At 66.4% G+C, this 25263-nt stretch carries 19 protein-coding genes; 7 read left to right on the forward strand and 12 right to left on the reverse strand.

All coding sequences use genetic code 11. The annotated features are described in order from the left end of the window. The first annotated feature begins 1 nt into the window (after window position 1). The gene (cobM, locus tag B447_RS08380) at window positions 2-826 is read left to right on the forward strand and encodes a precorrin-4 C(11)-methyltransferase (RefSeq protein WP_002938666.1); all 825 of its coding nucleotides are present in this window, start codon (window positions 2-4) and stop codon (window positions 824-826) included. Next, window positions 813-1598 (forward strand): precorrin-6A synthase (deacetylating), encoded by a 786-nt coding sequence (gene cobF, locus B447_RS08385; protein WP_002938668.1) that lies wholly within the window; start codon window positions 813-815, stop codon window positions 1596-1598. The genes cobM and cobF overlap by 14 nt, the downstream gene beginning before the upstream one ends. Window positions 1599-1638: 40 nt before the next feature. On the opposite strand, the gene B447_RS08390 is transcribed toward cobF, so the two are convergent. Continuing rightward, complete coding sequence (locus B447_RS08390) at window positions 1639-2574, reverse strand: transporter (RefSeq protein ID WP_002938669.1); 936 nt, start codon at window positions 2572-2574, stop codon at window positions 1639-1641. A gap of 389 nt (window positions 2575-2963) precedes the next feature. On the opposite strand from B447_RS08390, the gene B447_RS08395 reads away from it, so the two are divergent. From B447_RS08395 to B447_RS08405, 3 genes are read left to right on the forward strand one after another with little or no spacing between them, the layout of a single operon-like run. Continuing rightward, window positions 2964-4613 (forward strand): flavin-containing monooxygenase, encoded by a 1650-nt coding sequence (locus tag B447_RS08395; RefSeq protein ID WP_002938671.1) that lies wholly within the window; start codon window positions 2964-2966, stop codon window positions 4611-4613. Between the two features lie 17 nt (window positions 4614-4630). After that, window positions 4631-5398, forward strand: a complete 768-nt coding sequence (locus B447_RS08400) for an SDR family NAD(P)-dependent oxidoreductase (RefSeq protein ID WP_037982557.1) — start codon at window positions 4631-4633, stop codon at window positions 5396-5398. 52 nt (window positions 5399-5450) lie between these two features. Further along, window positions 5451-6509, forward strand: a complete 1059-nt coding sequence (locus B447_RS08405) for an alpha/beta fold hydrolase (RefSeq protein ID WP_002938674.1) — start codon at window positions 5451-5453, stop codon at window positions 6507-6509. A 167-nt stretch (window positions 6510-6676) separates the two neighbouring features. Here B447_RS08405 and B447_RS08410 read toward each other — a convergent pair whose 3' ends face one another. Next, a complete protein-coding gene (locus B447_RS08410) occupies window positions 6677-7426 on the reverse strand; it encodes a helix-turn-helix domain-containing protein (RefSeq protein WP_198291761.1) in 750 nt (249 codons plus the stop codon). 516 nt (window positions 7427-7942) lie between these two features. On the opposite strand from B447_RS08410, the gene B447_RS08415 reads away from it, so the two are divergent. Then, window positions 7943-9043 (forward strand): MBL fold metallo-hydrolase, encoded by a 1101-nt coding sequence (locus tag B447_RS08415; RefSeq protein ID WP_002938679.1) that lies wholly within the window; start codon window positions 7943-7945, stop codon window positions 9041-9043. Window positions 9044-9123: 80 nt separating this feature from the next. Here the strand turns inward: B447_RS08415 and B447_RS08420 are convergent, their stop codons facing one another. The 5 genes from B447_RS08420 to prfB all read right to left on the reverse strand — a co-directional run bounded on the left by B447_RS08420 (window position 9124) and on the right by prfB (window position 16145). Then, complete coding sequence (locus tag B447_RS08420; protein WP_002938681.1) at window positions 9124-11916, reverse strand: AAA family ATPase; 2793 nt, start codon at window positions 11914-11916, stop codon at window positions 9124-9126. A gap of 21 nt (window positions 11917-11937) precedes the next feature. Beyond that, a complete protein-coding gene (gene trmA, locus B447_RS08425; RefSeq protein WP_002938683.1) occupies window positions 11938-13026 on the reverse strand; it encodes a tRNA (uridine(54)-C5)-methyltransferase TrmA in 1089 nt (362 codons plus the stop codon). A gap of 4 nt (window positions 13027-13030) precedes the next feature. After that, window positions 13031-13750: a hypothetical protein gene (locus B447_RS08430; protein ID WP_002927874.1), complete on the reverse strand. Its 720-nt coding sequence runs from the start codon at window positions 13748-13750 to the stop codon at window positions 13031-13033. 15 nt (window positions 13751-13765) lie between these two features. Then, window positions 13766-15037: a hypothetical protein gene (locus tag B447_RS08435; RefSeq protein WP_002938693.1), complete on the reverse strand. Its 1272-nt coding sequence runs from the start codon at window positions 15035-15037 to the stop codon at window positions 13766-13768. Window positions 15038-15040: 3 nt separating this feature from the next. Further along, window positions 15041-16145 (reverse strand): peptide chain release factor 2 gene (gene prfB, locus B447_RS08440; protein WP_157354493.1). Its coding sequence is split into 2 segments (ribosomal slippage): window positions 15041-16063 and window positions 16065-16145, totalling 1104 coding nucleotides; the frame shifts between segments, so codons are not numbered across the junction. A gap of 264 nt (window positions 16146-16409) precedes the next feature. Here prfB and B447_RS08445 point away from each other — a divergent pair. Continuing rightward, complete coding sequence (locus B447_RS08445; RefSeq protein WP_002938700.1) at window positions 16410-19076, forward strand: bifunctional diguanylate cyclase/phosphodiesterase; 2667 nt, start codon at window positions 16410-16412, stop codon at window positions 19074-19076. On the opposite strand, the gene B447_RS08450 is transcribed toward B447_RS08445, so the two are convergent. From B447_RS08450 to B447_RS08470, 5 genes are all read right to left on the reverse strand, one after another. Next, entirely contained in the window at window positions 19061-20164 is a 1104-nt protein-coding gene (locus B447_RS08450; protein WP_002938703.1) for a dihydrolipoamide acetyltransferase family protein, read from the reverse strand. The genes B447_RS08445 and B447_RS08450 overlap by 16 nt on opposite strands. After that, entirely contained in the window at window positions 20161-21141 is a 981-nt protein-coding gene (locus B447_RS08455) for an alpha-ketoacid dehydrogenase subunit beta (RefSeq protein ID WP_002938705.1), read from the reverse strand. The genes B447_RS08450 and B447_RS08455 overlap by 4 nt, the downstream gene beginning before the upstream one ends. Beyond that, complete coding sequence (pdhA, locus tag B447_RS08460; protein WP_037982577.1) at window positions 21134-22237, reverse strand: pyruvate dehydrogenase (acetyl-transferring) E1 component subunit alpha; 1104 nt, start codon at window positions 22235-22237, stop codon at window positions 21134-21136. The genes B447_RS08455 and pdhA overlap by 8 nt, the downstream gene beginning before the upstream one ends. A 244-nt stretch (window positions 22238-22481) precedes the next feature. Next, on the reverse strand, window positions 22482-24173 hold the full coding sequence (gene recJ / locus B447_RS08465) for a single-stranded-DNA-specific exonuclease RecJ (protein WP_002938709.1): 1692 nt from the start codon (window positions 24171-24173) through the stop codon (window positions 22482-22484). Beyond that, window positions 24170-25246, reverse strand: coding sequence for a hypothetical protein (locus B447_RS08470; RefSeq protein WP_002938711.1), 1077 nt, complete (start codon window positions 25244-25246; stop codon window positions 24170-24172). The genes recJ and B447_RS08470 overlap by 4 nt, the downstream gene beginning before the upstream one ends. Between the last annotated feature and the right edge of the window lie 17 nt (window positions 25247-25263).

Consider the following 25263-nt stretch of genomic DNA (forward strand, 5'->3'; position numbering starts at 1 on the left):
CATGAGCATTCACTTCATCGGCGCCGGACCCGGCGCCCCCGACCTGCTTACCCTGCGCGGACGCGACCTCATTGCCGCATGTCCGGTCTGCCTGTACGCCGGCTCGCTGATTCCCGAGGCCGTGCTCGGCCATTGCCCGCCGGGCGCGCGCATCATCAATACCGCCCCGCTGTCGCTCGACGACATCGTTGCCGAGATGCAGACCGCGCATGCGCGCGGGCAGGACGTTGCCCGCCTGCATTCGGGCGATCTGTCGGTGTGGTCGGCGATGGGCGAGCAGTTGCGCAGGCTGCGTGCGCTCGGCATCCCGTACACGGTGACGCCAGGCGTGCCTTCGTTTGCGGCCGCGGCTGCCAGCCTGGGGGCCGAGCTGACCCTGCCGGGGATTGCGCAGTCGGTGGTGCTCACGCGCACGCCCGGGCGCGCGAGCGCGATGCCGGCCAGCGAGAGCCTTGGCCATTTCGCTGCCACCGGCGCCACGCTGGCCATCCACCTCTCGATCCACAACCTGGCTGGGGTCGTCGCCAGCTTGCTGCCGCACTACGGCCCGGCCTGCCCGGTGGCGGTGGTGTGGCGGGCGAGCTGGCCGGAGCAGCGTATCGTGCGTGCGACGCTGGAGAGCATCGCTGCTGCCGTGGATGAGGGCATGGAGCGTACCGCGCTGATCCTGGTCGGCCCCGCGCTGGCAGCCGAGGGCTTCGACGAGAGCCGGCTGTACGCGCCGGACTACGAACGCCGCTTCCGGCCGCAGTCGGCGCTTGCCAACAGCCCGACGGCAGCGCCGGCGGATGAAGGCCGGGGCGAGAGGCAGCATGCGGGCTGTTGAGGACGTTGACGCGGCCCTCGAGCTGCAGCTGGTCGGCATCGGGACCGGCAATCCGGCACACCTGACACTGGCGGCGATCGAGGCGCTCAACCAGGCCGCGTTGATCCTGCTGCCGCGCAAGGGTGAGGACAAGCTCGAACTGCTCGACCTGCGTCGCCATATCTGCGCCCGTGTGCTCGACGGGCCGGTGCGGATCGTCGAGTTCGACCTGCCGCAGCGCGCTGCAGACGGCGATTACCTGGCAGCGGTGGCGGACTGGCACGAGGCGATCGCCGCAGAGTGGCTGCGTCAGATCGATGTGCACCTGCCAACCGGCGGCGGCAAGGTGGCGCTGCTGGTATGGGGCGACCCCTCGCTCTACGACAGCACGCTGCGCATCGCCGCTCACGTGCAGCACGAGCGCCCGCTGCACGTGTCGGTGGTGCCCGGCATCACCAGCCTTCAGGTGCTCACCGCGGCGCATCGTATCCCGCTCAATGACGTCGCTGCCCCGGTCATGATCACAACCGGCCGCCGCCTGCGCGAACAGGGCTGGCCGGTCGGCGCCGATACCGTGGCGGTGATGCTCGATGGCAACTGTGCCTTCACGACCCTGGAGGGCGCTGGCATCGAGATCTGGTGGGGTGCCTACGTCGGCATGGCGCAGCAGGCCCTGGTCGCGGGTCCGCTCGGCGAGGTCGCGGACCAGATCGTGCGCCTGCGTGCGCAGCTGCGCGCCCGCCACGGCTGGATCATGGATATCTACCTGCTGCGCCGCGGCAGTCGGGGCTGAGCGCCCTGCGTCGGGCGCTCAAACCACGGGCGTGTGCTGCTCAGAACACCTTCAGCATGCGCAGATTGACACGAAGGTCTTCGCGCACGCCGTTCTCGATCGATAGATCCTTGCCCAGTGAGCCGAGGATCTGAAAGTCCGGTGCCAGGAAATGCGATGCGCCGATGGATGCACGACTTCGGCGTTGCCGGTCGTTCTGACTTGTGCCGTCGATCTTGGTCTCGCCTCCGGTGAATTGGGAGATGCTCAGGCTGAGTGCCGTGGCCGGGGAGAGGTGGTAGCGCAGGTGCGACTGGATATCCCAGCTGTGTTGCTGACTCAGGGTTCTGCGGGTCGGGCCGAAGTCGCGGTTATTGCCGTAGTACTGCACATCTCCTACCAGATCGAGGGTGAAGGCCTGCCCCAGGGGCATCACGCCGGCGACCTGGAGAGCGAACTTCCAGCGGTTCTCGCCGAAAGGATTGAGTGTGCGGCTCCGACTGTACTGCCCGGTTGGCAACCACAGCCATGGCGTCACCCCGAGTACCCGCCGGCGATCGTCCTTGTACAGGAATACGGTGCTGGCAAGTATCAGATCTCCCATGCCATTGCGGACGCTGGCGCTGTTCAAGGTACCTGCAGTCTGAACCGAACCGAAGGGGAGCAGGACCTGAGGCGCCACAGTGACGCCGCCGATGTCCACATACTTGACGGCGCGCACGATACCCACCTGGGCCCTCACGCGCGCGTTATCGTCGATTCTGCGCCCACCCGCATAAAGGGCTTCCCCACTGGAATATTGGTAGTAAAGCAGTCCCAAGTGGGTGCCGGCAGGGGCGTGGTCATAGTCTCCGGCGTCCACGCTGACCGCGAATGCAAGTGGCGATGCCAACGCGAGCGCGCCGCCCGCAATGCGCTTCCTGGCGTCGTTGCGAAGGAGGGCGACGACACGTTGGAAACTGCCCGCTGCGGTTACCCGTTCGATTTTCGTGCTCATGGAAAGTGTCTCCTTTGGTTCTTGGGGGGGCTCATGTCTGGTGTGATCAGTTGATATGCGCCCAGGCGAGTCCGCCGTGGGTGTCGGTGACTGATCGTTCCAGTTCGGCAGTGCCACGTTCCGAAGCCACATTCCTGTACTTCCGCAAACTGCTTCGGGGCCTGGCCGCATGAAAATCTAGTTGATGCCGTCCTCGCGCCAAAGGCGATGCAGGGTGCTTTCACGATTCGTTCAAAGGAATGCCTGGAATCGACAAGATGCGATGTCGTCTCCGCCCATACATTCCTTCGCAACACGGAGCAGGCTGCCGTTTTCAGGCGCTGCGCCGTGTCGCAACTGGAGCCCAGTTCAAGGGCAATCCATACATTCGAGAATGTGAAGGAGACAAGATGAACATCGCATGCAGTGAAAGCTCAGCAGTCAAGAACCCGAAGGTTCCGCAGCAATTCGACGCGATCGTGATCGGAGCAGGCGTCGCCGGCCTGTACCAGCTGCACCGCTTGCGGGAGATGGGAATGAAAGTTCGCGGGTTCGAGACGGGTTCCGGCGTGGGCGGAACCTGGTACTGGAACCGCTACCCCGGTGCTCGGTTCGACTCTCAGGCGGAGATCTACCAGTACTGGTTCTCGGAGGAGCTATACAAGTCGTGGCAGCCGTCGGAGCGCTTCCCCGCCCAGCCTGAGACGGAGCGCTGGCTGAACTACGTCGCAGACAAGCTCGATCTGAAGAAGGATATCCAGTTCAATACCCGGATCGCCTCGGCGCACTATGACGAGCAGGAGGAAGTGTGGCGTATTGCCACCGCCGACGGCGAGCAGATGACAGCGCAGTTCCTGATCGCCTGCTGCGGGATGCTCTCGGCTCCGATCGTCGAGCGCTTCCCCGGCCAATCGTCCTTCAAGGGCGAACTCTACGTTACCGGTCTTTGGCCCAAGGAGCCGGTGGACCTGAAGGGTAAGCGGGTAGCCGTTGTGGGCACCGGAGCCACCGGCATTCAGGTGATCCAGACCATCGCTCCCGACGTCGGCTCGATGAAGATCTTCGTTCGTACGCCCCAGTATGTCATCCCGATGCGAAATCCCAAGTACACCAGGGATGACTGGGCGAAATGGGGATCGCGTTTCCACGAGTTGAAGAAGCGTGTCCGCACGACCTTTGCCGGTTTTGACTATGACTTCGACGCCGGTCCGTGGCACGAGCAGACTCCTGAGCAGCGTGCGGAGGTTCTTGAGCGCCTGTGGAACGATGGCTCTCTGGCTCTGTGGTTGGCGTCCTTCCCCGAGATGTTCGTCGATGAGGAGGTCAGCGAGGAGGTTTCGAAGTTCGTTCGAGCCAAGATGCGCGAACGCCTGCAGAACCGGGAAGACCTTTGCGATCTGCTGATCCCGCAGGAGTACGGCTTTGGCACCCACCGCGTCCCGTTGGAGAACAAGTACCTGGAGGTGTATCTGCAGCCCAATGTGGAGGCAGTGGATTGTCAAAGAGCCCCGATCGAGCGCGTCGTACCTGAGGGCATTCAGACCGCCGACGGCAAGGTGCACGAGGTTGACGTGATCATCCTCGCCCTCGGTTTTGACGCCGGTTCCGGAGCGCTGACCCGGATCGACTTCCGCGGCCGTGACGGCCGCTCCCTCAAGGAACAGTGGGGCAAGGAGATCCGCACCGCCATGGGCCTGCAGGTGCACGGGTATCCCAACCTGTTTACCACTGGCGCGCCCCTCGCTCCATCAGCGGCCCTTTGCAACATGACCACCTGCCTTCAGCAACAGGTGGACTGGATCACCGACTGCATCGCCTATGCCCGCAAGAACGGCAAGAAGGTGGTGGAGGCGACGAAGGAGTTCGAGGACGACTGGGTACGACACCACGATGAGACCGCCGCCAAGACGCTGGTGGTCAAGACGGACTCTTGGTACATGGGTTCGAATGTGGACGGCAAGCCGCGCCGTCTGATCTCGTACATCGGCGGGGTAGGCAACTACAACAGCCAATGCGACGAACTGGCCAGCAAGGGCTACCCTGGCTTCGCGATGCGCTGAGCGGAAAGGAGAACATCATGGATCGACTTTCCGGCAGGACAGCCGTCATTACTGGCGGCAGCAGTGGACTCGGACTCGCCATCTCCCGGCGTATGGCCGAGGAGGGGGCGTCAGTCGTCATCTTCGACCGCGATCCTCAAGGGCAGGCTGTGGTGGACGCCATGTGCTCGTCCGGAGGCAAGGCACTCTTCGTGCAAGGCGACGTGACCGATGAGCAACGGGTCTGCGAAGCGATGCGGATCGCAGCCACCCATTTCGGACGTATTGACGTACTGGTCAATAACGCTGGCATCGAAGGGGAGAACATACCTACAGACCTCCTGACCCTGGCCGAATGGAACCGGGTGATGGCTGTGGATGTGACCGCCGTCTTCCTATGCACGAAACATGTCATTCCCCATCTGCGCCAAGTGGGCGGTGGTTCCGTGATCAACATATCGTCGATCTACGGCATCGTCGGCGGCGGGGACATCCCGCCCTACCACGCGGCAAAAGGTGCCGTGCGGACAATGACCAAGAACGATGCCTTGCTTTACGCAAAGGAGCGCATCCGCTTCAACTCGATTCACCCGGGCTTCGTGTTCACCCCCTTGGTCGACCGTTACGTCCAGGACAACGGGCTCGAGCACGACGCTGCCAAAGCGCATCTGGATGCCCTGCACCCGCTGGGTGGCACCGGTACCCCTGACGACATTGCCTGGGGCGCCGTTTATCTGGCGTCGGATGAAGCGCGCTGGGTAACGGGTGCCGAACTCGTGATTGACGGCGGCTATACGGCCCGCTGACCCCCATGGCCAGCCGTCCGCGCGGCTGGCCCTTCTCGGAGGAGATATAAAAATGACCCCTTACTACACCCAGCAGATACATGGTCCATTCAAGACGATCAGCATCGGTCAACTGGATCTCGAGGAAGGCGGTGTGCTTGACGACTGCACCCTGGCGGTTGCCACTCACGGCCAACTCAATGCGGCGAAAGACAACGCCATTCTCGTGCCGACCTGGTACTCCGGCACCAGCAAGATCATGGAGCAGGTCTACATCGGCCCGGGGCGAGCCCTTGATCCGAGTCGCTACTTCATCATCGTGGTGAACCAGATCGGTAACGGACTGTCCATTTCGCCCAGCAATGCACCAAGCCGGATTGCGGGCCCGCGCTTTCCTCGCGTGCGTATCGGCGATGACGTACGTGCCCAGCATCGTTTGCTCAAAGAGCATTTCGGTATCCAGCGGCTCGCTTTGGTGGTTGGAGGGTCGATGGGGGCCCAACAGACCTACGAATGGGCCGTGCGCTACCCTGACATGGTCGAGCGAGCTGCCCCCATCGCCGGCACCGCGTGCAACACCGAGCACGACTTCGTGTTTACCGACACGCTTGTGGAGGCCATCACCACGGACCCCGGCTTTCGTGATGGCGCCTACGCCGATTCAGCCGAGGTGGCAGCCGGTCTGCGTCGGCACGCGAAACTGTGGACCGTGATGGGGTGGAGCACGGAGTTTTTCCGCGGGGGGCGACACCGGGTATTGGGATTCGAGAACATGGCTGCCTTCGTCGATCAGTTCATGACAGGCTATTTTGGTCCCATGGACCCGAACAACCTGCTTTGCATGGCCTGGAAGTGGCAGCGGGGTGATGTGAGCCGCCACACTGGCGGAGATTTGGCCCAAGCCCTAGGGCGTATCAAGGCAAAGACGTTCGTGATGCCGATCAGCCACGACATGTTCTTCCCGCCCTCTGATTGCCTGGCCGAACAGCAGCTCATCCCGGGCAGCGAGTTCCGCCCGCTCACCAGCATTGACGGACACCTCGCCCTGTTCGGAACCGATGCCAACGCGGTGTCCGAGGTCGATGCCAACCTGCGTGCCCTGCTGGACATTCCAGCGACCACGGGCACCTGAAGAACGCTCCCCCCAACCCCGGCGAGGCACGACTTCGGGCTCCCTCCTCGGGGCCGCTTCGGGCGCATCGGTGTCTGCCGATGCGCCCTTTTTTCTGCGTACCGGGGCCGTCGCTATGGGCGAGAGGCGGGGCGTCGGCACGGTGGTTCCAGTTGTCGCCCGACCGCTCAGCCGCGGCCTTCCTTTCTGAGACGTGCCGGTGTGATGCCCATGCGGCCTCGCATCGTTCGTGTGAGGTGCGCTTGGTCGGCAAAGCCGCACATGGCAGCGACCTCCTTGATGGCTTGGGTACCAGTGGACAGCAGGCGGACGGCCCTCTCGAGACGGCAGCGCGTGACATAGTCGTATGGGGACAAACCCTTGGTGGCGCGGAAGTGGCGCGAGAAAGTCCACACACCCAGCCCTACCGTCTCTGCCATCTGCTCAATCGTGACACCCTCATGCAGGTGGGTGTCGAGGTACTCGTCAAGTCGGCGCATGCGGCTCGATGACAAGGGACCGACCGGAACATCGTTGCGGAAATTGATCAGTGCGTACTTGCGGAAGAGATGCACGGCCAATTGAATAGCCAGGGATTCCGCATAGAGACTGCCTCCGAGTCCTCGGTGCTCCGCTTCGGTGGTGATCGCATCGACAATACCCGTAACCACCGAATCCTGAGCCTGAAGGATATCGTGCAGACGTACCTCCGAAACCGGGCGGTCGGTGATGTCGGTTGCAACCCGGGTCATCAGGGCGTCGGATAGGTAGGTGTGGGACACATTGATGCATTCCGTCCAGTGCCAGTGGGACTGTTCGGAACGGGTGAGGAGGGAGAAGTCCCCCGGCGTGCAGCGCTTGCGCGTCCATCGTCCTTCCACCCGGCGATCCATTGGAGTCTGACCGCTTCGATAACGCACCACCATGTAGTGATCCATTGCCGGGATCGGAACATCGAGGCCGGTGTATAGGTACGCCCTGTGCCCAACATCCTTCCACCCCAAACCATCACTGGCGGAAACGATCTGCCCTGGAACCCAGGTGGGAAGGTCTCGCGGTGTAATCAGAGTAGGCATAGGGCGACTCGTTCGGGGCAAAAGCGCGTTGAGCAAACCGTGCCTGAATCAAGGGGAAACAAGAATACAAGAAATGCTGTATTGGGCGATTCAAATTTCTGATTCCGTAGCCATTGCTTGGATTGGGAACGAGGGTGGGGCCGGTGAGTCCGCTGACAACACCTTGTCCGCTACGGCTCCGATTCGTTCGCCCGTGACCACGAAAGAAGTACATGAGCGTTATCGGGCTACATCCTGACGGCATGATGGGGCACACTGTACGGCCCGACCTCTGCGGTCGGTGCTGATTGGCACAGGACGTGACTGGTGCGGCATTGCCCGTCCTCAGACGATCGCCACGAGCACTGCAGATTACTCAAGCATGCAAAGGAGCCAAGAATGGTCTTGCCCCCCTCCGCAACACGGCACGGCAGTACGCTGCGGCCTCAACACCTCTTCCTCGCCCGCGCAGCGGCACCGGCGCGGTCGCAACGCGGTACCTTGGCCCGCGCGGCAGCCAGCATCGCACTCGGCGTCGCCTTGTTCGCAGCTGCGCCGCTGAGCGGCGTTCCGCTTGGCGGGGCGAGCGCTCTTGCTGCGCCTCCAGCCCAGATCAAGACACAGGTGCCTGGCTACTATCGCCTTGGGCTTGGCAGCTTCGAAGTCATCGCCTTGTACGACGGCTTCGTCGATCTGCATGTCGGATTGCTCAAGGGCATGGGGGTGGAGCAGATCCAGTCCTTGCTGGCGCGCATGTTCCTTGAACACACTGAAGGCGTGCAGACGGCCGTCAACGCTTACCTGGTGCATACCGGCGAGCGTCTGATCCTGGTCGATGCAGGTTCGGCGGCCTGCTTTGGTCCCACCCTGGGACAGGTCGCCGCCAACATACGTGCCGCCGGTTACGCCCCGGAGGCGGTGGATACCGTTCTGCTTACCCACCTCCATCCCGACCATGTGTGTGGCCTGCTGAGTGCCGATGGCAGCGTCGCCTTCCCGAATGCGACCGTGTGGGCTGCACAGGAGGATGTCGACTACTGGCTGAGCGAAGCCGTCGCGGAGGCGGCGCCGGAGGGCAACCGACCATTCTTTACCATGGCGCGACAGGCGGTCGAGCCTTACCAGGCTGCTGGTCGCTTTCGTAGCTTTGGGCGGAATGACGCGCTGTTGCCGGGTGTGACGGTGATACCGACCCCCGGGCATACGCCGGGGCATACCTCGTACCTATTCGATTCGGGCGGTCAGAAGCTGCTGGTGTGGGGCGACGTCGTGCACAGCCACTCGGTGCAGTTCCGCCATCCGGAAGTGGCGCTGGAGTTCGACACCGACCAGGACGCGGCGATCACTACCCGGCGTGCGGTGTTTGCCCGAGCGGTCGAAGAGGGCTGGCGCATTGCCGGGGCGCATCTGCCATTCCCGGGGTTGGGGCGTATGCGCGCGGAGGCCGAAGGGTTCGCCTGGGTGCCGGTGGAGTTCGGCCCGATCCGCGATAGCCGCTGAGCACATCCAGCAGAGCTCCCCGATGTGAGGGGTGCTCTGCTGGCTCCGGGTTTGGGCGACGGGGCAGCAAGGGAGGTGCCTTAGTCCACAGCGCGCTGCAGGATTCCGATCGGCGGCGCCCAGTCGCTCGCCGGCTGTTTCTTGCGCGTCACCAGCGTGAGCTGCGCGGGTGCGAACACGTTGGCGTTGTGGGTCACCGGCGTTGTTATCAGGTACTGCGCACGGGTGGCGCGCAGGAAGGTGCCGACGCGGTCGATGTTGGCGACGTCCAGATGCGCGAAGGGTTCGTCGATGAACACGAAGCCGCCAGGGCGCGCTTCGTCCATGAGCAGGCCGATGAGCAGGATCAGCGACTTCATGACCTGCTGGCCACCCGAGGCCTCGCCGTCGTTGAGGCCCACTGCGCCCTTGCGGTCGAAGTCGAAACGTACCTCGAGGCCGGCCTGGGCGAGCGAGAGGTCGTCGTTTTCCAGGTGCGGCGTGGGGCAGTCGACGTTGACGTTGGCGAGTTCGCCGAGCGCCTTCAGGTTCTTCGCGTACTGGCGCACCGTGGCGCGCAGTTTGGCGATGTAGGCGGCGCGCGCATTGTCGGTGTGCAGGCGTGCGGTGGTGCAGTAGCCCTGGCGGTTGAGGTAGTCGCGCTCGCGCAGTGCGACGTCGGCGCCGAGGCGGTCGCGCACGACCAGTACGGCAGGGTCGGTGATCCAGTCGCCTTCGTCGAGGTGGCGGCGCAGGCGATCGAGCTGGAGTCGCGCGCCGCGTGCGTCGCCGTACTTGTCGGCAAGCAGGGCGAGTTCGTTGGGCTCCAGCCAGTGTGCGGCCATGCCGTGCCGGCGGTGGCGCAGCTTGACGATGCGCTCGGCCTGGGCGTGGCGGCGCGGGCCGTGCTCGCGGGCGATGTCCGCCAGGCGCAGATCGACCGCCTTGAGCTCGCGGTTGCGGCGTTCGAGTTCGATCTGGATGCCGTTGAGCTTGTCGGATAGACGGTCCATCTCGCCGCGTGTGTCGCTGCGTGCGGCGATGGCTTCGGTGAGCGCCTTGCGTGCGGCAGGCAGCTCGCCTTCGGCGCTGGCGTAGGCCTCGCTGCGGGCGGCGAGCAGTTGTGCCGACTGCAGACCGAGCAGGCCCTGGCGGATGGTGGTGAGGCGCGCGGCGGCGGCGTCGAGCTTGGGGCGCAGGGCCTGGAGCTGTTTGTCGAGCGCGCTGATTTCATCCTGCAGCGCGGCGATGCGCGACTGGCGGGCGAGCTCGCCGAAGTGGAACTCCTGCGGCCGGCCGAGATGGCGGGCGCCGCGACGCTCGCGGTGGTAGCCGTCGCGGGTGATCCATTCCTGCTCGCGCGGCAGGTCGCGTGCCGCCTCGGCATTGTCGACGCGGCGGATGCGGTTGAGCAGATCGGTGAGCCAGCGCGGCACCGCGGCGCTGAACTCGACCACTTCGGCCAGGCTCATGCCGCGCGGCGGTGGTGCGTGCTCGCGTTCGGCGACGATGAAGTGGCGGAAGCGTTCGCGCTCGCCGATCGCCCAGGCGGCATGGCGGTCGCCTTCGCGCTCGAGCAGGATGAGGTGGCGGTATGGACGCAGGATGGCTTCGAGCGCAGCCTGCCAGGCCGGGTCGGTCACTTCGACCACTTCGGCGAGGCTGCGATGGGCGATGCCTTCGGCTGTCAGCTTGACGCGGAAGCGCGCGACCTCGGCGTCGCCCGGCGGGCCGGCGCGGTTGCGCTCGCCGCGCAGGGTGTCGGTCTTGTCCTCGAAGGCGGCGAGCAGTTCGCGTTCCTTGCGGCGCAGGCCGGCGAGCGCGGCGTCGGCGTCCTCGTGCTCCTTCTCGAGCGCGAGCGCGTCGGCGCCATGCTCGCTGGCGAGCTGGGCGCGCAGCACGTCGCGCTCGGCGAGCAGTTTCTCCAGGTCGCGCACGCGGTCGTGGGCGGCGAGATAGTGCTGCTCGGATGCGCTGTCCGCCTCCCTGAGGCGCTTGCGCTCGGCCTGCACGGCTTCCTGCTCGGACCGCACCAGTTCGAGGCGCTGGCGCGATTCGCGCTGCTCGACGAGCTTCTCGGCGCGCTCGCGGCCAACGCGCTGCAGGGCTTCGCGTTCGCTGGCGATCTCGCGCTCGAGTTCGGCAATCTCGAGTCGGGGGACGATCTCGGCTTCCAGCGCCTGCACTTCGTCGGCGAGCTGCTTCCATTCCAGGAAGCGGTTGGCCTCTGCCTTTTTCTCCTCAGCCTGGGTCTTGAGTCGGTCGAGGTCGATGCTGAGCTCGTCGAGTTCGCGTTCGGCCGACTTCTGCTCCTCGCGTGCGGCCTGGTAGTTGTCCAGCACCTCCTTGTCGCCGAAGACGTCGAAGACGAGCTCCAGCAACGCCTTGGGCGAGTATTCGCACAGCTTGTCGGTGTCGCCCTGTTCGAGCGCCAGCACCTTGGTGATGGCCGGTGTCAGGCCGCCCCAGGCCAGCCGGTTCTGGTAGTCGCGCAGGCCGACCCAGTCATTGGTCTGTTCGAGCGCCTCGATGGGCACGTTGCCATCGACGATGGTGTAGTCGCGGATCCATTCGCCGCCAGCCTTGCGGATGCGGCAGGCGAGCGTGACCTCGTCGGCCAGGCAGGGAAAGAAGGGGCGCTTGCCGCTGTGGCCGGGCTGGTTTGCGACCACGGCGCGGATCCAGGCGAAGCTGCGGTCGGCGCGGCGCACATAGCGGCGGAAGTCGCGCTTGCCCGAGCAGCGCAGTGCGAACAGGGTGCGCAGGGCGTCGAGCAGCGTGGTCTTGCCCGAGCCGTTGGGGCCGACGATGGTGATGATCTGGGCGTCGAGCGGCAGGGTGAAGCGCCGCCAGAAGTCCCAGTGGACGAGCTCGAGGGTCTTGATGTGGAACATGGGCCTGGGTCGCGGTGAGGTTCAGCGCCGCTGCAGCAGCAGCCCGCACTCGAGGTGGTGGGTGTAGGGGAACTGGTCGAAGGCCGCCGCGGCCGCGATGCGGTGGGTGGCGGCGAGCGCGGCCACGTTGGCGCGCAGCGTCTCGGGGTTGCAGGAGATGTAGAGGATGCTGTCGAAACGCTTCGCCAGCGCGATCGTGCCGTCATCGAGGCCGGCACGCGGCGGGTCGACGAAAAGGGTGGAGAAGCGGTAGCCGGCGAGATCGACGCCCTGCATGCGGCGGTACTCGCGGCCACCGGCCAGCGCGTCGCTGATCTCCTCGCTCGCCATGCGCACCATGGTGACGTTGCCGATGCCATTGTCGGCGAGGTTGGTGTGGGCGGCGCGCACCGAAGTCTTGCTCATCTCGGTGGCGAGCACGCGGTCGAACAGCGGCGCCAGCGCCACGGTGAAGTTGCCGTTGCCGCAGTAGAGTTCGAGCAGGTCGCCACCCAGGCCCCTGGCCTGCGCACGCGCCCATGACAGCATGTGCTGGTTAACCCCAGCGTTCGGCTGGGTGAAGCTGCCCTCGAACTGCTGGTAGCGCAGGCGCTGGCCGTCGACAACGAGCGCTTCCTGAACCCAGTCGCGCTCGAGCACGATCTTCTGCTTGCGGCTGCGGCCGATCACCTGAATGCCCAGCGCGGCGGCGAGCGCGCGCGCAGCGGCCTCCCAGGCCTCGTCGAGAGGACGGTGATAGACAAGGCTCACCAGGCATTCACCGCTCAGGGTGGCGAGGAACTCGACCTGGAAGATCTTGCGGCGCAAGGCCTCGCTGGCCTGGATGGCGTCGCGCAGGCGCGGCATGAGGCCGGCGATGGGTTCGGCGGCGGCAGGAAAGCTGTCGATCAGGATGGGCTGCTTAGGATCGGCGCTGTCGAACATCGCATAGTCGATGCGGCCGTCGTGGTGCCACAGGCGGAATTCGGCACGCAGGCGATAGTGCAGCGGCGCCGAGCGGAAGACCGTGGGTTCGGGCAGTGCAAACTCGGCGAAGTCGGCGCTGTAGCGCGCGAGCTTGGTGGCGAGCTGTGCTTCGTAGTGCGCGGGGTCGATGACGGGCAGGGGCATGGGTTCAGCGCGCCTCCTCGGCAACCTCGTCGTCGGGCAGGGCGTCGGCGAGGCGATCGGCATGGGCGAAGGCGTTGGCCTCGGGCATGGGATGGCCGGCGGCGGCGAGTACCTCGCCGAGCGTGCCGTGGATGATGCGATCGGCCATCACGCGGTAGTCGAGCGCGAGGTCGAGCAGCGGACCTTCGCTGATGAGGCCGTTGCGGCGTTCGATGAAGCCGAGGCGGGCGAGTTTGCCGAGCATGAAGTTGCGCACCTTGGTGCGTCCGCCGAGGCGGGGGCCGAAGTCGGCGATCAGCGAGGCCTCTGTGAGCGTACCCGAGACGGCGTCTCCATGCGCGACCGGTTTGTCGCCGCCGAACATGTCGGTCTGGCCGTCGTCCACCCGCTCGCGGCGGGTGACCTGGCGCTCGCGCTTGGGCAGCACGATCAGCGACCAGATGATGACGAGCAGGGCGATCTCGTCGCGCGTGAGGCCCATGTTGCTGGCGGCGTACTCGCGGCCGGCGCCGAACACCGGTTCGGCGAGTTCGGGTTGCAGGGCAACACCGACGTGGGCGGCATAGGGGTTGTCGAGCAGGCGCAGGCCGACATCGGCGAGGCGGCGGTCGAGTTCATGGCGGAAGGTCTCATCGACCAGGGCGCGCCGCACCAGCTTGTCGTTGCGCGGAAGCCAGCGCTGCGCGAGCAGCCGCGTGGTGAGGGTCTTGAGTTCGTGTTCCATGGAAATCCTGGGGGCTCAGGCTGGGGTGGTGGCGCGCGGACGCACCTCGCCGAGCGTCATCGCCGCGATTTCGTCTTCACCGACTGCAGTCAGGGTGTCGCTGAATGCGACCTCGATCGGCAGGCGCATGAAGCTGCCGACCGGGCCGTCTTCCGGGCCGGCCTCGGCGCCGTCGGCCAGCAGGGCAAGCAGCGACAGGCGATAGCTCGCCGGCGCGAAGCCGCCGCCGGCGATGACCTGGTGCAGCGGCTGCGGCACTGGCAGGGTGCCGAGGCGGTGGGTGAAGTGCTCGAGCAGGCGCAGGTCTTCGGCTTGCAGCGTGACGCCTGCGGGCTCGGCATCGGGCGGTGGCAGTGCCGCTTGCGTGTCGGTAGCGGCGGACTCGCCTTCGAGCATGGCCTCGGCGCGGTCGAGCAGCTCGTGGCCACCCGCCAGCAGGGCGAGTTCGGGCACGGCCGCGCAGGCGTCGGCTGCGAGCCCGGCAATGCGGTGGGCATCCAGGCTGCGTAGCCAGGCGGCGACATCGGAGGACGAGATGCCCGAGCCACCCAGGGTGACGCGCTGGGCTTCGATCTTGTTGAGTGCGCGCTGGAAGGAGGCGTCCACCCGCGCCAGGCGCGACTGCGCCAGGCCGATGCGCTGCGCAATGCGGGCGATGTCGAAGTCGACCTCGGGGTCGGCGAGCAGTTTGTTGAGGATGTCGGTGCCGCGGTCGAGCCAGCGCCCGTTGGCAGACAGGCGGCGGCGGGCGTCCAGGATGCGGAATTCCGAGCCGGAGGCGATCGCCTCCTCGAAGTGCCAGGAGAGGTCGTTGAGCTTGGACAGCAGGTGGCCGAGCGCCTCGGGGGTGATGCTGCCCACCGCCTGCAGGCCGGCGAGCTGGGCGGTGAGGAAGCCGAGTTCGGCGTCTTCCTCCTCGCCGAAGCGCAGCAACATGGCGATCGCTGCGACCGCATTGCGACCGATGTCGGAGAGGGCGTAGTGGCCGTCCTCGCCGATGGCCAGCAGGGCATTGTCGCGCAGGCGCTTCAATACCGTCTCGAGCTTGACCGGGTCGAGATAGGTGAAGCGCGCACGCAGGGCCTCGGGCGACCAGCGCGGACTGTCGGCCTCGCGGCCGATCTCGCGCAGCACGAGCAGGCGCATGAGCACCTCGGCCTCGGTGCCGCGGAAGAGCGTGATGAAGGCCTCCAGCAACGGGCGTGCCGACGCCAGTGCCGCCAGTTCGGGCACTTCGTCGGCGTCCACGCCTGCAGCGAGAAAGTCGGTGAGGGGCGCTTCGGTCAAACCTTAGACGCCCTGCTTGAGGCTGGCGGCGATGAAGTCGTCCAGGTCACCGTCGAGCACGGCCTGGGTGTTGCCGACCTCGTAGTTGGTACGCAGATCCTTGATGCGCGACTGGTCGAGAACGTAGCTGCGGATCTGGTGGCCCCAGCCGATGTCGCTCTTGGAGTCTTCCAGCTTCTGCTGCTCGGACTGGCGCTTGCGCAGTTCGGCCTCGTACAGGCGCGCTTTGAGCATCGACATGGCCTCGGCCTTGTTCTTGTGCTGAGAGCGGTCGTTCTGGCACTGCACGACAATGCCGGTCGGCTCGTGGGTGATACGCACTGCGGAGTCGGTCTTGTTGATGTGCTGGCCGCCGGCGCCCGAGGCGCGGTAGGTGTCGATGCGCAGATCGGCGGGGTTGATCTCGATCTCGATCGAGTCGTCGACCTCCGGGAACACGAACACCGAGGTGAAGCTGGTGTGGCGACGGGCGTTGGAGTCGAACGGCGATTTGCGCACCAGGCGGTGGATGCCGGTCTCGGTGCGCAGATAGCCGTAGGCGTATTCGCCCGAGAGCTTGATCGTGCAGTTCTTGATGCCGGCGACTTCGCCCTCGGTCTCTTCCATCAGCTCGACGCTGAAGCCCTTCTTCTCGCCGTAGCGCAGGTACATGCGTTCGAGCATGCCCGCCCAGTCCTGGGCCTCGGTGCCACCGGCGCCGGCCTGGATTTCGATGAAGCAGTTGTTGGGGTCCATCGGGTTGCTGAACATGCGACGGAATTCGAGCTTCTCGATCTCGCCCTGCAGCTCGCCGAGATCGGTCTCGACCGCCTCGAAGGTGTCGTCGTCGTCCTCGGCCTCGGCGAGCTCGAAGAGATCCTTGAGGTCGCGCGACTGCGCGTCGATCTTCTGCAGCGTCAGTACCACGTCTTCGAGCTGGCGCTTTTCCTTGCCGAGCTCCTGCGCGCGCTCGGCGTTGTTCCAGACGGCAGGGTCTTCCAGCGCGCGGTTAACTTCTTCGAGCTTCGATGCTTTCACATCGTAGTCAAAGATACCTCCGTAGTTCGCGACCGCGGGCGGCGAGGTCGGCGAGTTTTTCGGCGATGGCGTTCTGGCGTTCGGCTTCCATGGCTGCGGCTCCGGCTCAATCTGGGAAACCGCGCATTATAGCCGGAGCGCGCGCCTGCCTGCAGGCCTCGCTGTCACTGCCATGACCCCTGAACGACGTGTCATGAACCTGGCGCAGCGCGGGGACCGGCGGTCAGGCACCGGGTTCCTCCGACGCTCGCCGCCAAGCCGGACTGGAACCCGCAGCGCCTGCCCGATAACATGCGCTCAGGTGTGCTGCGGCCCTGTCCTGGCCGGGCGCCTCCTTTACTTGCAACTGGGTGCCATGCAGCGGAACAAGAGAACGATCCATATCGCACTGGTTGCGACGGTGCTGGCGCTGAACCTGTTCATTGCCGGTTTGCTTGCATACACCCTTGAGGTGGCGAAGGAGCGCAAGGAGGAAGAAGTCCGGGTGACCGTGGAGAATCTGTCGCTGCTCCTTGACCAGAGCGTAAGTTCGTCCATCCGCGAGATCGACCTCAGCCTGCGCGAAGTGCAGGGTGATCTCGAACGTTCGCTGCTCGAACACGGCAGCCTTGACCACGCACTGCTGAGCGAGCGTATCGCGCGTTTCCACGACTGGCTGGCGCCGATTGCCGAGTTCAAGGTCACCGACGCCGAGGGCAGGGTGATCCTCGGCCACGCGGTGACGTCCGATACCCGGGTCAGCTATGCCGACCGCAGCTATTTTTACGAGCATCGGAGCGTGGATGATGGCGTCACACGCGCCAGCAAGCTCGTCTATGGCCGTGTTGCGGGCACCTGGGGCAATGTCTTCTCGCGGCGCTACAACGACGCCTCGGGGCAGTTTGCGGGGGTGGTGACCGCGGTGGTGCCGGTGGCGTACTTCGAGCGCTTGCTGTCCGGCCTCAGCCTCGGCAGCCGAGGCATTGCGCTGATGCGCGACCTGGACATGAGCCTGATCGCGCGCTTTCCTCCCCTTGAGACCGATGCCGGCGGAGTAGGCGCGCGTGGCGGTTCTCTGGAACTGCGCGACATCGTCGCGGCGGGCGTGCAGGCACAATCCTTTTACAGTGCGCAGACCGCAGACGGCATCAACCGCATCAATGCCTACCGCAAGCTCGCCTCCATGCCGGCCTTCGTGGTCGTGGGCTGGGGCGAGGACGACTACCTTGCCCAGTGGCATTACGACCGCTGGAAGGCGATCGTGTTCTTTCTGACGTTCTGCGCCGTGACGCTGGTCGCAGGCGGCTTGTTGTGGCGCTTGGTCAGGGCCACCGAGCGCGCCAATCAGCGCAGCCGCATTCTGTTGCAGAACGCGAGCGATGGCATTCACATCACCGATGCCGCGGGCACCGTGGTGGAGGCCAGCGATGCCTTTTGCCGCATGATCGGGCACCCCCGTGCCGACGTGATCGGAATGAACGTGACGCAGTGGGATGCAGGTTTCTCGGCCGATGGGTTGCGGGAGATCACCGAGCGCTTGCTGGAGTCGTCGGAGGTGCTGACCTTCGAGACCGTTCACCGCCGTCGCGATGGCGGCACGTTTCCCGTGGAGATCACCGCGTTTGCGCTCGAGGTTGACGGTCGGCGGGTGCTGTTCTGTTCCGCGCGGGACATCAGCGCGCGCAAGTCGGCCGAGGCCGAAGTGCGGCAGCTTGCCTATTACGATGCACTCACCGGACTGCCCAACCGGCGCCTGCTGCTCGAACGGCTGGAGGCAGCCCAGGCGGCCGGTGCGAAGCTCGGCAGCCGTGGCGCCCTGTTGTTCATCGACCTCGACAACTTCAAGACGATCAACGACACGGTCGGGCACCAGCAGGGCGATGCCCTGTTGAAGGAGGTGGCGAGCGTACTGGGTCGATGCGTGCGCAAGGAGGATACGGTGGCTCGGCTCGGCGGAGACGAGTTCGTGGTCATGCTGGAGAACCTCGACGAACGCGAGGACGCGGCGGCCCGCGTCGCAGAGGCCATTGGTGGCAAGATCCTGCAGGCCTTGCGCAAGACCTTCGCGGTGGGCAACTGCGAACGCCGTGTGTCGGCCAGCATCGGCGTCACGCTGTTTGGCGGTGAGGCCGGCGAGGCGTTGGAGGAGCCGTTGATGCGGGCCGACCTCGCCATGTACCAGGCCAAGTATGCCGGCCGTGATGCGATGCGCTTCTTCAACCCGCAGATGCAGGCCGACGCCCAGATCCGTGCAGAGATCGAGGCCGGGCTGTGGAGCGCGCTCGAGAAGGGGCAGTTCGTGCTCGAGTATCAGCCCCAGGTGAGGGGCAGCGCAAAGGTGATCGGGGTGGAGGCGCTGGTGCGTTGGCGGCATCCCGAGCGTGGTCTGGTGTCGCCGGCCGAGTTCATCCCGATCGCTGAGGAGAATGGCCTGATCGTGCCGCTCGGTCGCTGGGTCATCGAGACTGCGTGTGTCCAGCTGGCGGCGTGGGCATCGGTGCCCGGGCGCGCGGAATTGTCGATCGCCGTGAATGTGAGTGCGCGTCAGTTCCTGCAGCCGGATTTCGTGGCCGATGTGCTCGGAGCCCTGGAACGCAGCGGCGCTTGCGCGCAGCGGCTGGAGATCGAACTGACCGAAAGCACGCTGATCACTGACATCGAGCAGATCATCTCCCGCATGGAGGTGCTGAGAGCGCATGGGCTGCGCTTTTCCCTCGACGATTTCGGCACGGGCTACTCTTCGTTGGCCTACCTCAAGCGCTTGCCGCTGGATCAGGTCAAGATCGACCGCAGTTTCGTACGTGACATCCTGGTCGATCCGAACGATGCGGCCATTGCGACCATGATCACGGTGCTGGGCGAGACACTGGGCCTCGTGGTGGTCGCCGAAGGTGTCGAGACCGAAGCCCAGCGCGACTGCCTGCTGCAGATCGGTTGCCGGGCCTATCAAGGTTTCCTGTTCAGCCGCCCGCTTGGCGCGGTGCAGCTGGAGGCGTTCCTGGACGCGATGTCACCACAGGCGGCGGCTCAGTCCCCACGTTGAAGATCGTCGATGACTGCCCTCAGGAAGCGCGCCGCTTCCCCGCCGGTGACCACCCGGTGGTCGAAGGACAGGCTGAGCGGTAGCACGCGGCGCACCCCAGGCTTGCCATCGACCGGGCGCACCTGCTCGTGCACCCGTCCGGCGCCCAGGATGGCTACGGTGGGCGGCAGCACGATCGGCGAGGCGTACTTGCCGCCGATCATGCCGAAGTTGGACAGCGTGATGGTGTTGCCGCGCAACTCCTCGGCCGGGATCCGGCGCGCCTGCACGTCCGCCCGCATGCGGTCCAGCCCGGCGCGCAGGTCGGCCGGGTCGCGGTTGGCGACGTCGCGCATCACCGGCACGAACAGGCCCTCGGGCAAGTCGAGCGCGATGCCGACGTCGATCCTGCTCACCAGCCGGCGGGCCATGGTGTGGCTTTCGTACCAGGCGTTCAGCGCGGGCTCGGCCCGGCAGCCGGCAACCAGCGCGCGGAGCAGGCGCACGGTGACATCTGCGTCCGCAGCCCAGGCGTGGATGTCGGCATCGTCGATGACGGTGGCGGCGGCCACCTCGCTCTGGGCCAGCGCCATGTTCTGGGCCATTGCGCGCCTTACGCCGCGCAGCGGCTCGGCAGGGCCGACCTCGGCGAGGATCTTCGCCACGCGCTGCACGTCTGCAGTGGTGATGACCCCGTCGGGCCCGGACGGCGTGACCATCTCGAGTTCGACCTTGAGCTGGCGGGCGAGCGCGCGCACCGCGGGTGTGGCGCGGATGGCCCCGCCCGCGTGGGCGACGGGGGCGGGTGCTTCGGCCCTGACCTCGCGGCCGACCTGCACTTCGCCCACCACCGTACCAGCGTCCTCTTCCTCGGCTGCGCCCTCGAAGCCGACGAGCGGTGCGCCCACATGCACGACCTTGCCGGCCTCGCAGTAGAGCTTCTGCACGCGCCCGGCGAAAGGTGAGGGGATGTCGACGATGGCCTTGGCGGTCTCGACCGAGACCAGGGGCTGGTCTGCGGCGATCTCGTCACCGACACTGACGTGCCATTCGACGACCTCGGCTTCCTGCAGGCCTTCGCCGAGGTCGGGCAGCTTGAAGATCTTCATGATGCCTCCAGGGTCTTGCGCGCCGCTGCGACGATGCGCTCGACGCTGGGCAGGTACTGGTTCTCGAGCCGCGACAGCGGCATCACGGTGTCGTAGCCGGTGACGCGCTGTACCGGCGCCAGCAGCGAGTACAGGCCCTCGTCCGCGAGGCAGGCGGCGATCTCTGCACCCAGGCCTGCTGTGCGTGCAGCCTCGTGCACGATCACGCAGCGCCCTGTGCGTGCCACCGACTCGAGGATGGTGGCGGTGTCGAGCGGCTTCAGCGTGGCGACGTCGATGACCTCGGCCGATACGCCCTCGGCGGCGAGCGCATCGGCGGCGGCCTGGGTTTCGTGCAGCATCGCGCCCCAGCTCACCAGGGTGAGGTCGCTGCCGCTGCGCAGGGTGAAACAGACGTCGAGCGGCAGCGCCTCGCCGTCGTCGGCGACCTCCTGGCGGAACAGGCGGTACATCCGCGTCGGTTCAAGGAACATCACCGGATCGGGGTCGCGGATGGCCGCAAGCAGCAGGCCGTAGGCACGCGCGGGTGACGAGGGCATCACCACGCGCAGGCCGGGCGTGTGGGCCAGCATCGCCTCGGGGCTCTCGGAATGGTGTTCGGGCGCATGGATGCCGCCGCCGCAGGGCGTGCGCACGACCAGCGGACAGGCGAGCCGGCCGCGCGTGCGGTTGCGCAGGCGTGCGGCGTGGTTGATCAAGTGGTCGAGCGCCGGGTAAAGAAAGCCGGAGAACTGGATCTCGGCCACCGGTCTGAGGCCCATCGCCGCCATGCCGATCGCGGTGCCGACGATCGCGGTCTCGGCGAGCGGGGTGTCGATCACTCTGCCGGCGCCGAAGCGTTGCTGCAGCCCGACCGTGGCGCGGAACACGCCGCCGTTGGCACCGATGTCCTCGCCGAGCAGCACGACCGCTTCGTCGCGTGCCAGTTCGTGGGCGAGGGCGAGGTTGACCGCCTCGACAAGGTTGATCTCAGCCATGATCGCCTCCCGTGTTTCTGCCCGCGCTGCCAGGTGCGAAGCGCAGCGCCTCGTCGCGCTGGGCGGCGAGCGCGGCGGGCAGTGTTGCGAACAGGTGCTCGAACATTGCTGTGGTCACAGGCGGTGGGGTCGAGAGATAGGCTTCGACGGCGGCATTCACGGTATCGGCGCATTCGCGTGCGAGCGCTTCTTCCTTGTCCGGCCCCCAGGCGCCAAGCTTGAGCAGATGGTTGCGCAGGCGGGTGAGCGGCTCGAAGGACCATTGTTCCTGCACCACGGCCGGGTCGCGGTAGCGCGAGGCGTCGTCGGCGGTGGTGTGGTCGCCGAGGCGGTAGGTGACGGCCTCGATCAGGGTCGGCCCACCACCCGCCCGCGCCTTGGCGAGTGCTTCGCGGGCACAGTGGTGCACCGCCACCAGATCGTTGCCATCGACCTGTACGCCTTCGATACCGGCAGCGATGGCTTTTTGCGCCAGCGTGGCGGTGGCGCTCTGTGCGCTGCGCGGTACCGAGATCGCCCACTGGTTGTTGCTGAGCACCACGACCAGTGGCGCTTGCCATACGGCGGCGAAGTTGAGCGCTTCGTAGAAATCGCCCTTGGAGCTGGCGCCGTCGCCCAGGAAGCTCACCGCGGCACGGGCCTCGTGGCGCAGCTTGAAGGCGTAGGCTGCCCCCGCGGCATGGCACACCTGGGTGGCGATCGGCACACAGTTGGGAAAATCCAGGCGTGCCGCGGCGAAGTCGCTGCCGCGCTCATCGCCGCCCCAGTAGCGCAGGCTTTCGTCGATGCGCACGCCGCGCACGAGCTGTGCGGCGTGTTCGCGGTAGGACGGGAAGAGCACGTCTTCGCTGCGCATCGCGCTGGCCACCCCGACGCCGATGGCCTCCTGGCCGAGCGCCGAGGCGAAGGTGCCCAGCTTGCCGGTCCGTTGCAATGCGATGGCCTTGGCGTCGAAGGTCCGGGTAAGGTACATCGCGCGGTACATCGGCACGAGTTGCGCCGGATCGCGCGCGAAGTCGGGCAGCGGCCCGAGCGCCTCGCCCTGCGGGTCGAGGAAACGGCGATGGTCGATCTGGAACCGGGTAACAGTGCTCATGGCGCGCTCCCCTTCGGTCTCGGTCGATCCCGCATGCACCTGTGCCCGTCGGGGGGTGTCTCCTTGGGCTGCCTTCCGCATCCGGGGGCGAGTGTCGGCGGCTACCGGTTTGCGGTGCCGCGACCTGGTCCGTTTGCCGGGTTGGAGCGCACGCGGGCATGGATGTTCCCGCATGCCCGCGGGCCGAACGAGGTCGGGCCGTGACCGGTGTCACGCCAGCAGCCAATGACCGGCTGGTGCGCGCTCAGGCCGCCTCGAAATGCTCCAGCATCAATTGCACGCTGGCGACGCCGTTGTACTCGTTGACGCCGAGACGGAAGGCCGCATGGATCTGGGCGGCAGCACCGTCGGCGTGGTTGAAGCGGATCGCCTCGTAGCGCGCACCGCTGCGCGACAGCTCGAGCTTGAGGTGCTTGTCCTTCAGCAGGCGCTGGCGCTCGACACGGAAGACGTCGTCGAACACCGGCGCCGCAAAGCCCTGGCCCCAGATCTCGTTGTCGAGCATGCGGGCGGCGTCGAGTGCGAAATAGCCGGATTCGAGGCTGCCGTCCGTCTCGATGCGACGCTCGAGCTGCGCGGGTTCGAGCAGTTCGCTGACGACCTCTTCGAAAGCAGCGTCGAAACGTGCGAGTTCGGATTCGCGGATGGTCAGGCCCGCGGCCATGGCGTGGCCGCCGAAGCGCACGATGAGTTCCGGGTGGCGCTTGGTGACGAGGTCGAGCGCGTCGCGCAGGTGCAGGCCCGGAATCGACCGCCCGGAGCCCTTGAGCTCACCGTCGTTGGCGCGCGCAAAGGCGATGGTCGGGCGGTGCAGGCGCTCCTTGATGCGGCCGGCGACGATGCCGATCACGCCCTGGTGCCAGTCGGGTTCGAACAGCGCCACGGTGGCGCGGTTGCCTGCCTCGAAACCGGAGAGCCGGGCGAGTGCCTCCTCCTGCATGCCGGCCTCGATGCCGCGCCGCTCACGGTTGAGCTTGTCGAGTTCCTGGGCGATGTTCATCGCGCGGCCGGGGTCGTCGGTGATCAGGCACTCGATGCCAAGGCTCATGTCGGAGAGCCGCCCCGCGGCGTTCAGGCGCGGACCGATCATGAAGCCGAGATCCATCGTGCTGGCGCGAGCCGGATCGCGCCCGGCGAGTGCGAACAGGGCGCGTATGCCCGCCTGCATGCGCCCGGCGCGCATGCGTGCCAGACCCTGTGCGACCAGGATGCGGTTGTTGCGGTCGAGCTTGACCACGTCGGCGACGGTGCCGAGCGCGACCAGGTCGAGCAACTCGGCGAGGTTGGGCTCCTTGCCACCGGCGAAGGCGCCGCGCTCGCGCAGCTCGGCGCGCAGTGCGAGCATGGTGTAGAACATCGCGCCCACGCCGGCCAGTGCCTTGCTCGGGAAATCGCAGCCGGGCTGGTTGGGGTTCACGATCACGTCGGCTTCGGGCAGCACGTCGCCGGGCAGATGGTGGTCGGTGATCACGGTGGCCATGCCGTGGGCACGCGCTGCGGCGATGCCCTCGACGCTGGCGATGCCGTTGTCGACGGTGATCAGCACGTCTGGCTCGAGGCGTGCGGCGATGTCGACCATCGCAGGCGTGAGGCCGTATCCCAGGGTTACGCGATCAGGCACCAGGTAATGCACGTCGGCACCAAAGGCGCGCAGCGCACGCATGCCAACGGCGCAAGCGGTGGCGCCGTCGCAGTCGTAATCGGCGACGATGACCATGCGCGCGCCAGCTTCGATGGCGTCGGCCAGCAACTGCGCTGCCTCTGCCGTGCCGGTGAGCGCCTCGGGCGGCAGCAGGTTCTTCAGGCTGGTGTCGAGTTCGTCGGCGCGGCTGATCCCGCGCGCGGCGTAAAGGCGGGCGAGCAGGGGGTGCAGGCCGGCATCGGCAAGGCGGGCGAAGGCCTGCTGGGGGACGGGGCGGGGCTGGATGCGAGTCATCGGGCTTCGTGGGGGGGCGGTGGCGGCGTTGCCTCAGGCAGCGGCATGGGAGCTGGGGTGAGCGACTTCAGCAGGTCGTCGAATGCGTAGGGCTTGCGCCAGAACTTCCAGCGCTCGCTACGCTGGTTGGCGACGAGCAGCGTCGCGCGGTCGCCGGGGGCGGTGATGTGCAGGCTGTCGATGCGGCCGCGTTTCAGTGCAGTGGCGAGTGGCGCGAACCAGTCGCGCTCCAGTGCTTCGAGACCAGTGCGCCATGCATCGAGATCCAGCGCTTGGGCGGGGAGTCGCAAGCCGTCGAGTACGACCAGCGTGTCCTGTCGGAGTGCAGCGGAGACATCGGGCATGGCGACGGGGAGGCCGCAGTTGCGTGCCAGGCCGACGCTGAGCGGGTCGGTGGCCTGCACCAGCGCTGCCGGTGCCTGTGGTGCGTGTTCGAGTGCGCCGGCGCCCCACAGCCAGATACTATTTACCGCGCGCAGGCCGGATGCCTCGCGGGCGCGGCTGCGCGGATGATTGTGCAACACGATCTGCGCTTCATTCATGGTGCGCTGCCACAGGCGGGCGTCCTCGCCTTCGGGAAGGAAGTGCTTGACCGGGCGGCCTACAACGTCGTCCAGTGGGTATAGCGTGGCCTTGGAGGTTTGCGCCAGCCTGAGGTACCAGCGTGTCGGCGTGCAGGCCTCGAACTGGCCGAGGTCGGTGAAGACCTCGTTGAGCGCAGCGACCAGTTCAGCGGCTTCCTCCGCATCAAGCTGGCTGTCGTCGAAGCTTTGCAGCAGGAGATGCTCGCGGGCGAAGGAGAGGTTGACCGGGTCAGCGCACAGCCAGTGGTCACCCTCCGCCGGGGGCGGGGCATCGGGCTCGCCACTGCGGCGCAATGCGGCCAGCGGCAGCGGTCCGCCTTCGAGTCCGAACAGCCGCGCCAGCTGGCGGTCGTAGGGCTCGAACGCGAGCACCGAGCGCGAACCTCGGCCAAGCAGGCCGGCCAGCCCGTCGAGCGTCAGGCCCGAGGCCGGTCCGAGCAGGGTTGCGGTAGGCCACAGCAGGCCGGGGATCAAGAGCTGGATATGCATCGGAGACGTAACCTTGG

The sequence above is a fragment of the Thauera sp. 27 genome (assembly GCF_000310125.2).
Lineage (GTDB): Bacteria > Pseudomonadota > Gammaproteobacteria > Burkholderiales > Rhodocyclaceae > Thauera > Thauera mechernichensis.

Bases quoted from the DNA above. Each gene is read 5' to 3' on its own strand.
- B447_RS08430 (WP_002927874.1), bottom strand. From the start codon at position 13,750: ATGGAACACGAACTCAAGACCCTCACCACGCGGCTGCTCGCGCAGCGC.
- B447_RS08470 (WP_002938711.1), bottom strand. From the start codon at position 25,246: ATGCATATCCAGCTCTTGATCCCCGGCCTGCTGTGGCCTACCGCAACC.
- cobF (WP_002938668.1), top strand. From the start codon at position 813: ATGCGGGCTGTTGAGGACGTTGACGCGGCCCTCGAGCTGCAGCTGGTC.
- B447_RS08445 (WP_002938700.1), top strand. From the start codon at position 16,410: ATGCAGCGGAACAAGAGAACGATCCATATCGCACTGGTTGCGACGGTG.
- B447_RS08405 (WP_002938674.1), top strand. From the start codon at position 5,451: ATGACCCCTTACTACACCCAGCAGATACATGGTCCATTCAAGACGATC.
- recJ (WP_002938709.1), bottom strand. From the start codon at position 24,173: ATGACTCGCATCCAGCCCCGCCCCGTCCCCCAGCAGGCCTTCGCCCGC.
- B447_RS08415 (WP_002938679.1), top strand. From the start codon at position 7,943: ATGGTCTTGCCCCCCTCCGCAACACGGCACGGCAGTACGCTGCGGCCT.
- B447_RS08400 (WP_037982557.1), top strand. From the start codon at position 4,631: ATGGATCGACTTTCCGGCAGGACAGCCGTCATTACTGGCGGCAGCAGT.
- pdhA (WP_037982577.1), bottom strand. From the start codon at position 22,237: ATGAGCACTGTTACCCGGTTCCAGATCGACCATCGCCGTTTCCTCGAC.
- B447_RS08450 (WP_002938703.1), bottom strand. From the start codon at position 20,164: ATGAAGATCTTCAAGCTGCCCGACCTCGGCGAAGGCCTGCAGGAAGCC.
- B447_RS08455 (WP_002938705.1), bottom strand. From the start codon at position 21,141: ATGGCTGAGATCAACCTTGTCGAGGCGGTCAACCTCGCCCTCGCCCAC.
- B447_RS08395 (WP_002938671.1), top strand. From the start codon at position 2,964: ATGAACATCGCATGCAGTGAAAGCTCAGCAGTCAAGAACCCGAAGGTT.
- B447_RS08410 (WP_198291761.1), bottom strand. From the start codon at position 7,426: ATGGATCACTACATGGTGGTGCGTTATCGAAGCGGTCAGACTCCAATG.
- B447_RS08420 (WP_002938681.1), bottom strand. From the start codon at position 11,916: ATGTTCCACATCAAGACCCTCGAGCTCGTCCACTGGGACTTCTGGCGG.
- trmA (WP_002938683.1), bottom strand. From the start codon at position 13,026: ATGCCCCTGCCCGTCATCGACCCCGCGCACTACGAAGCACAGCTCGCC.
- cobM (WP_002938666.1), top strand. From the start codon at position 2: ATGAGCATTCACTTCATCGGCGCCGGACCCGGCGCCCCCGACCTGCTT.
- B447_RS08390 (WP_002938669.1), bottom strand. From the start codon at position 2,574: ATGAGCACGAAAATCGAACGGGTAACCGCAGCGGGCAGTTTCCAACGT.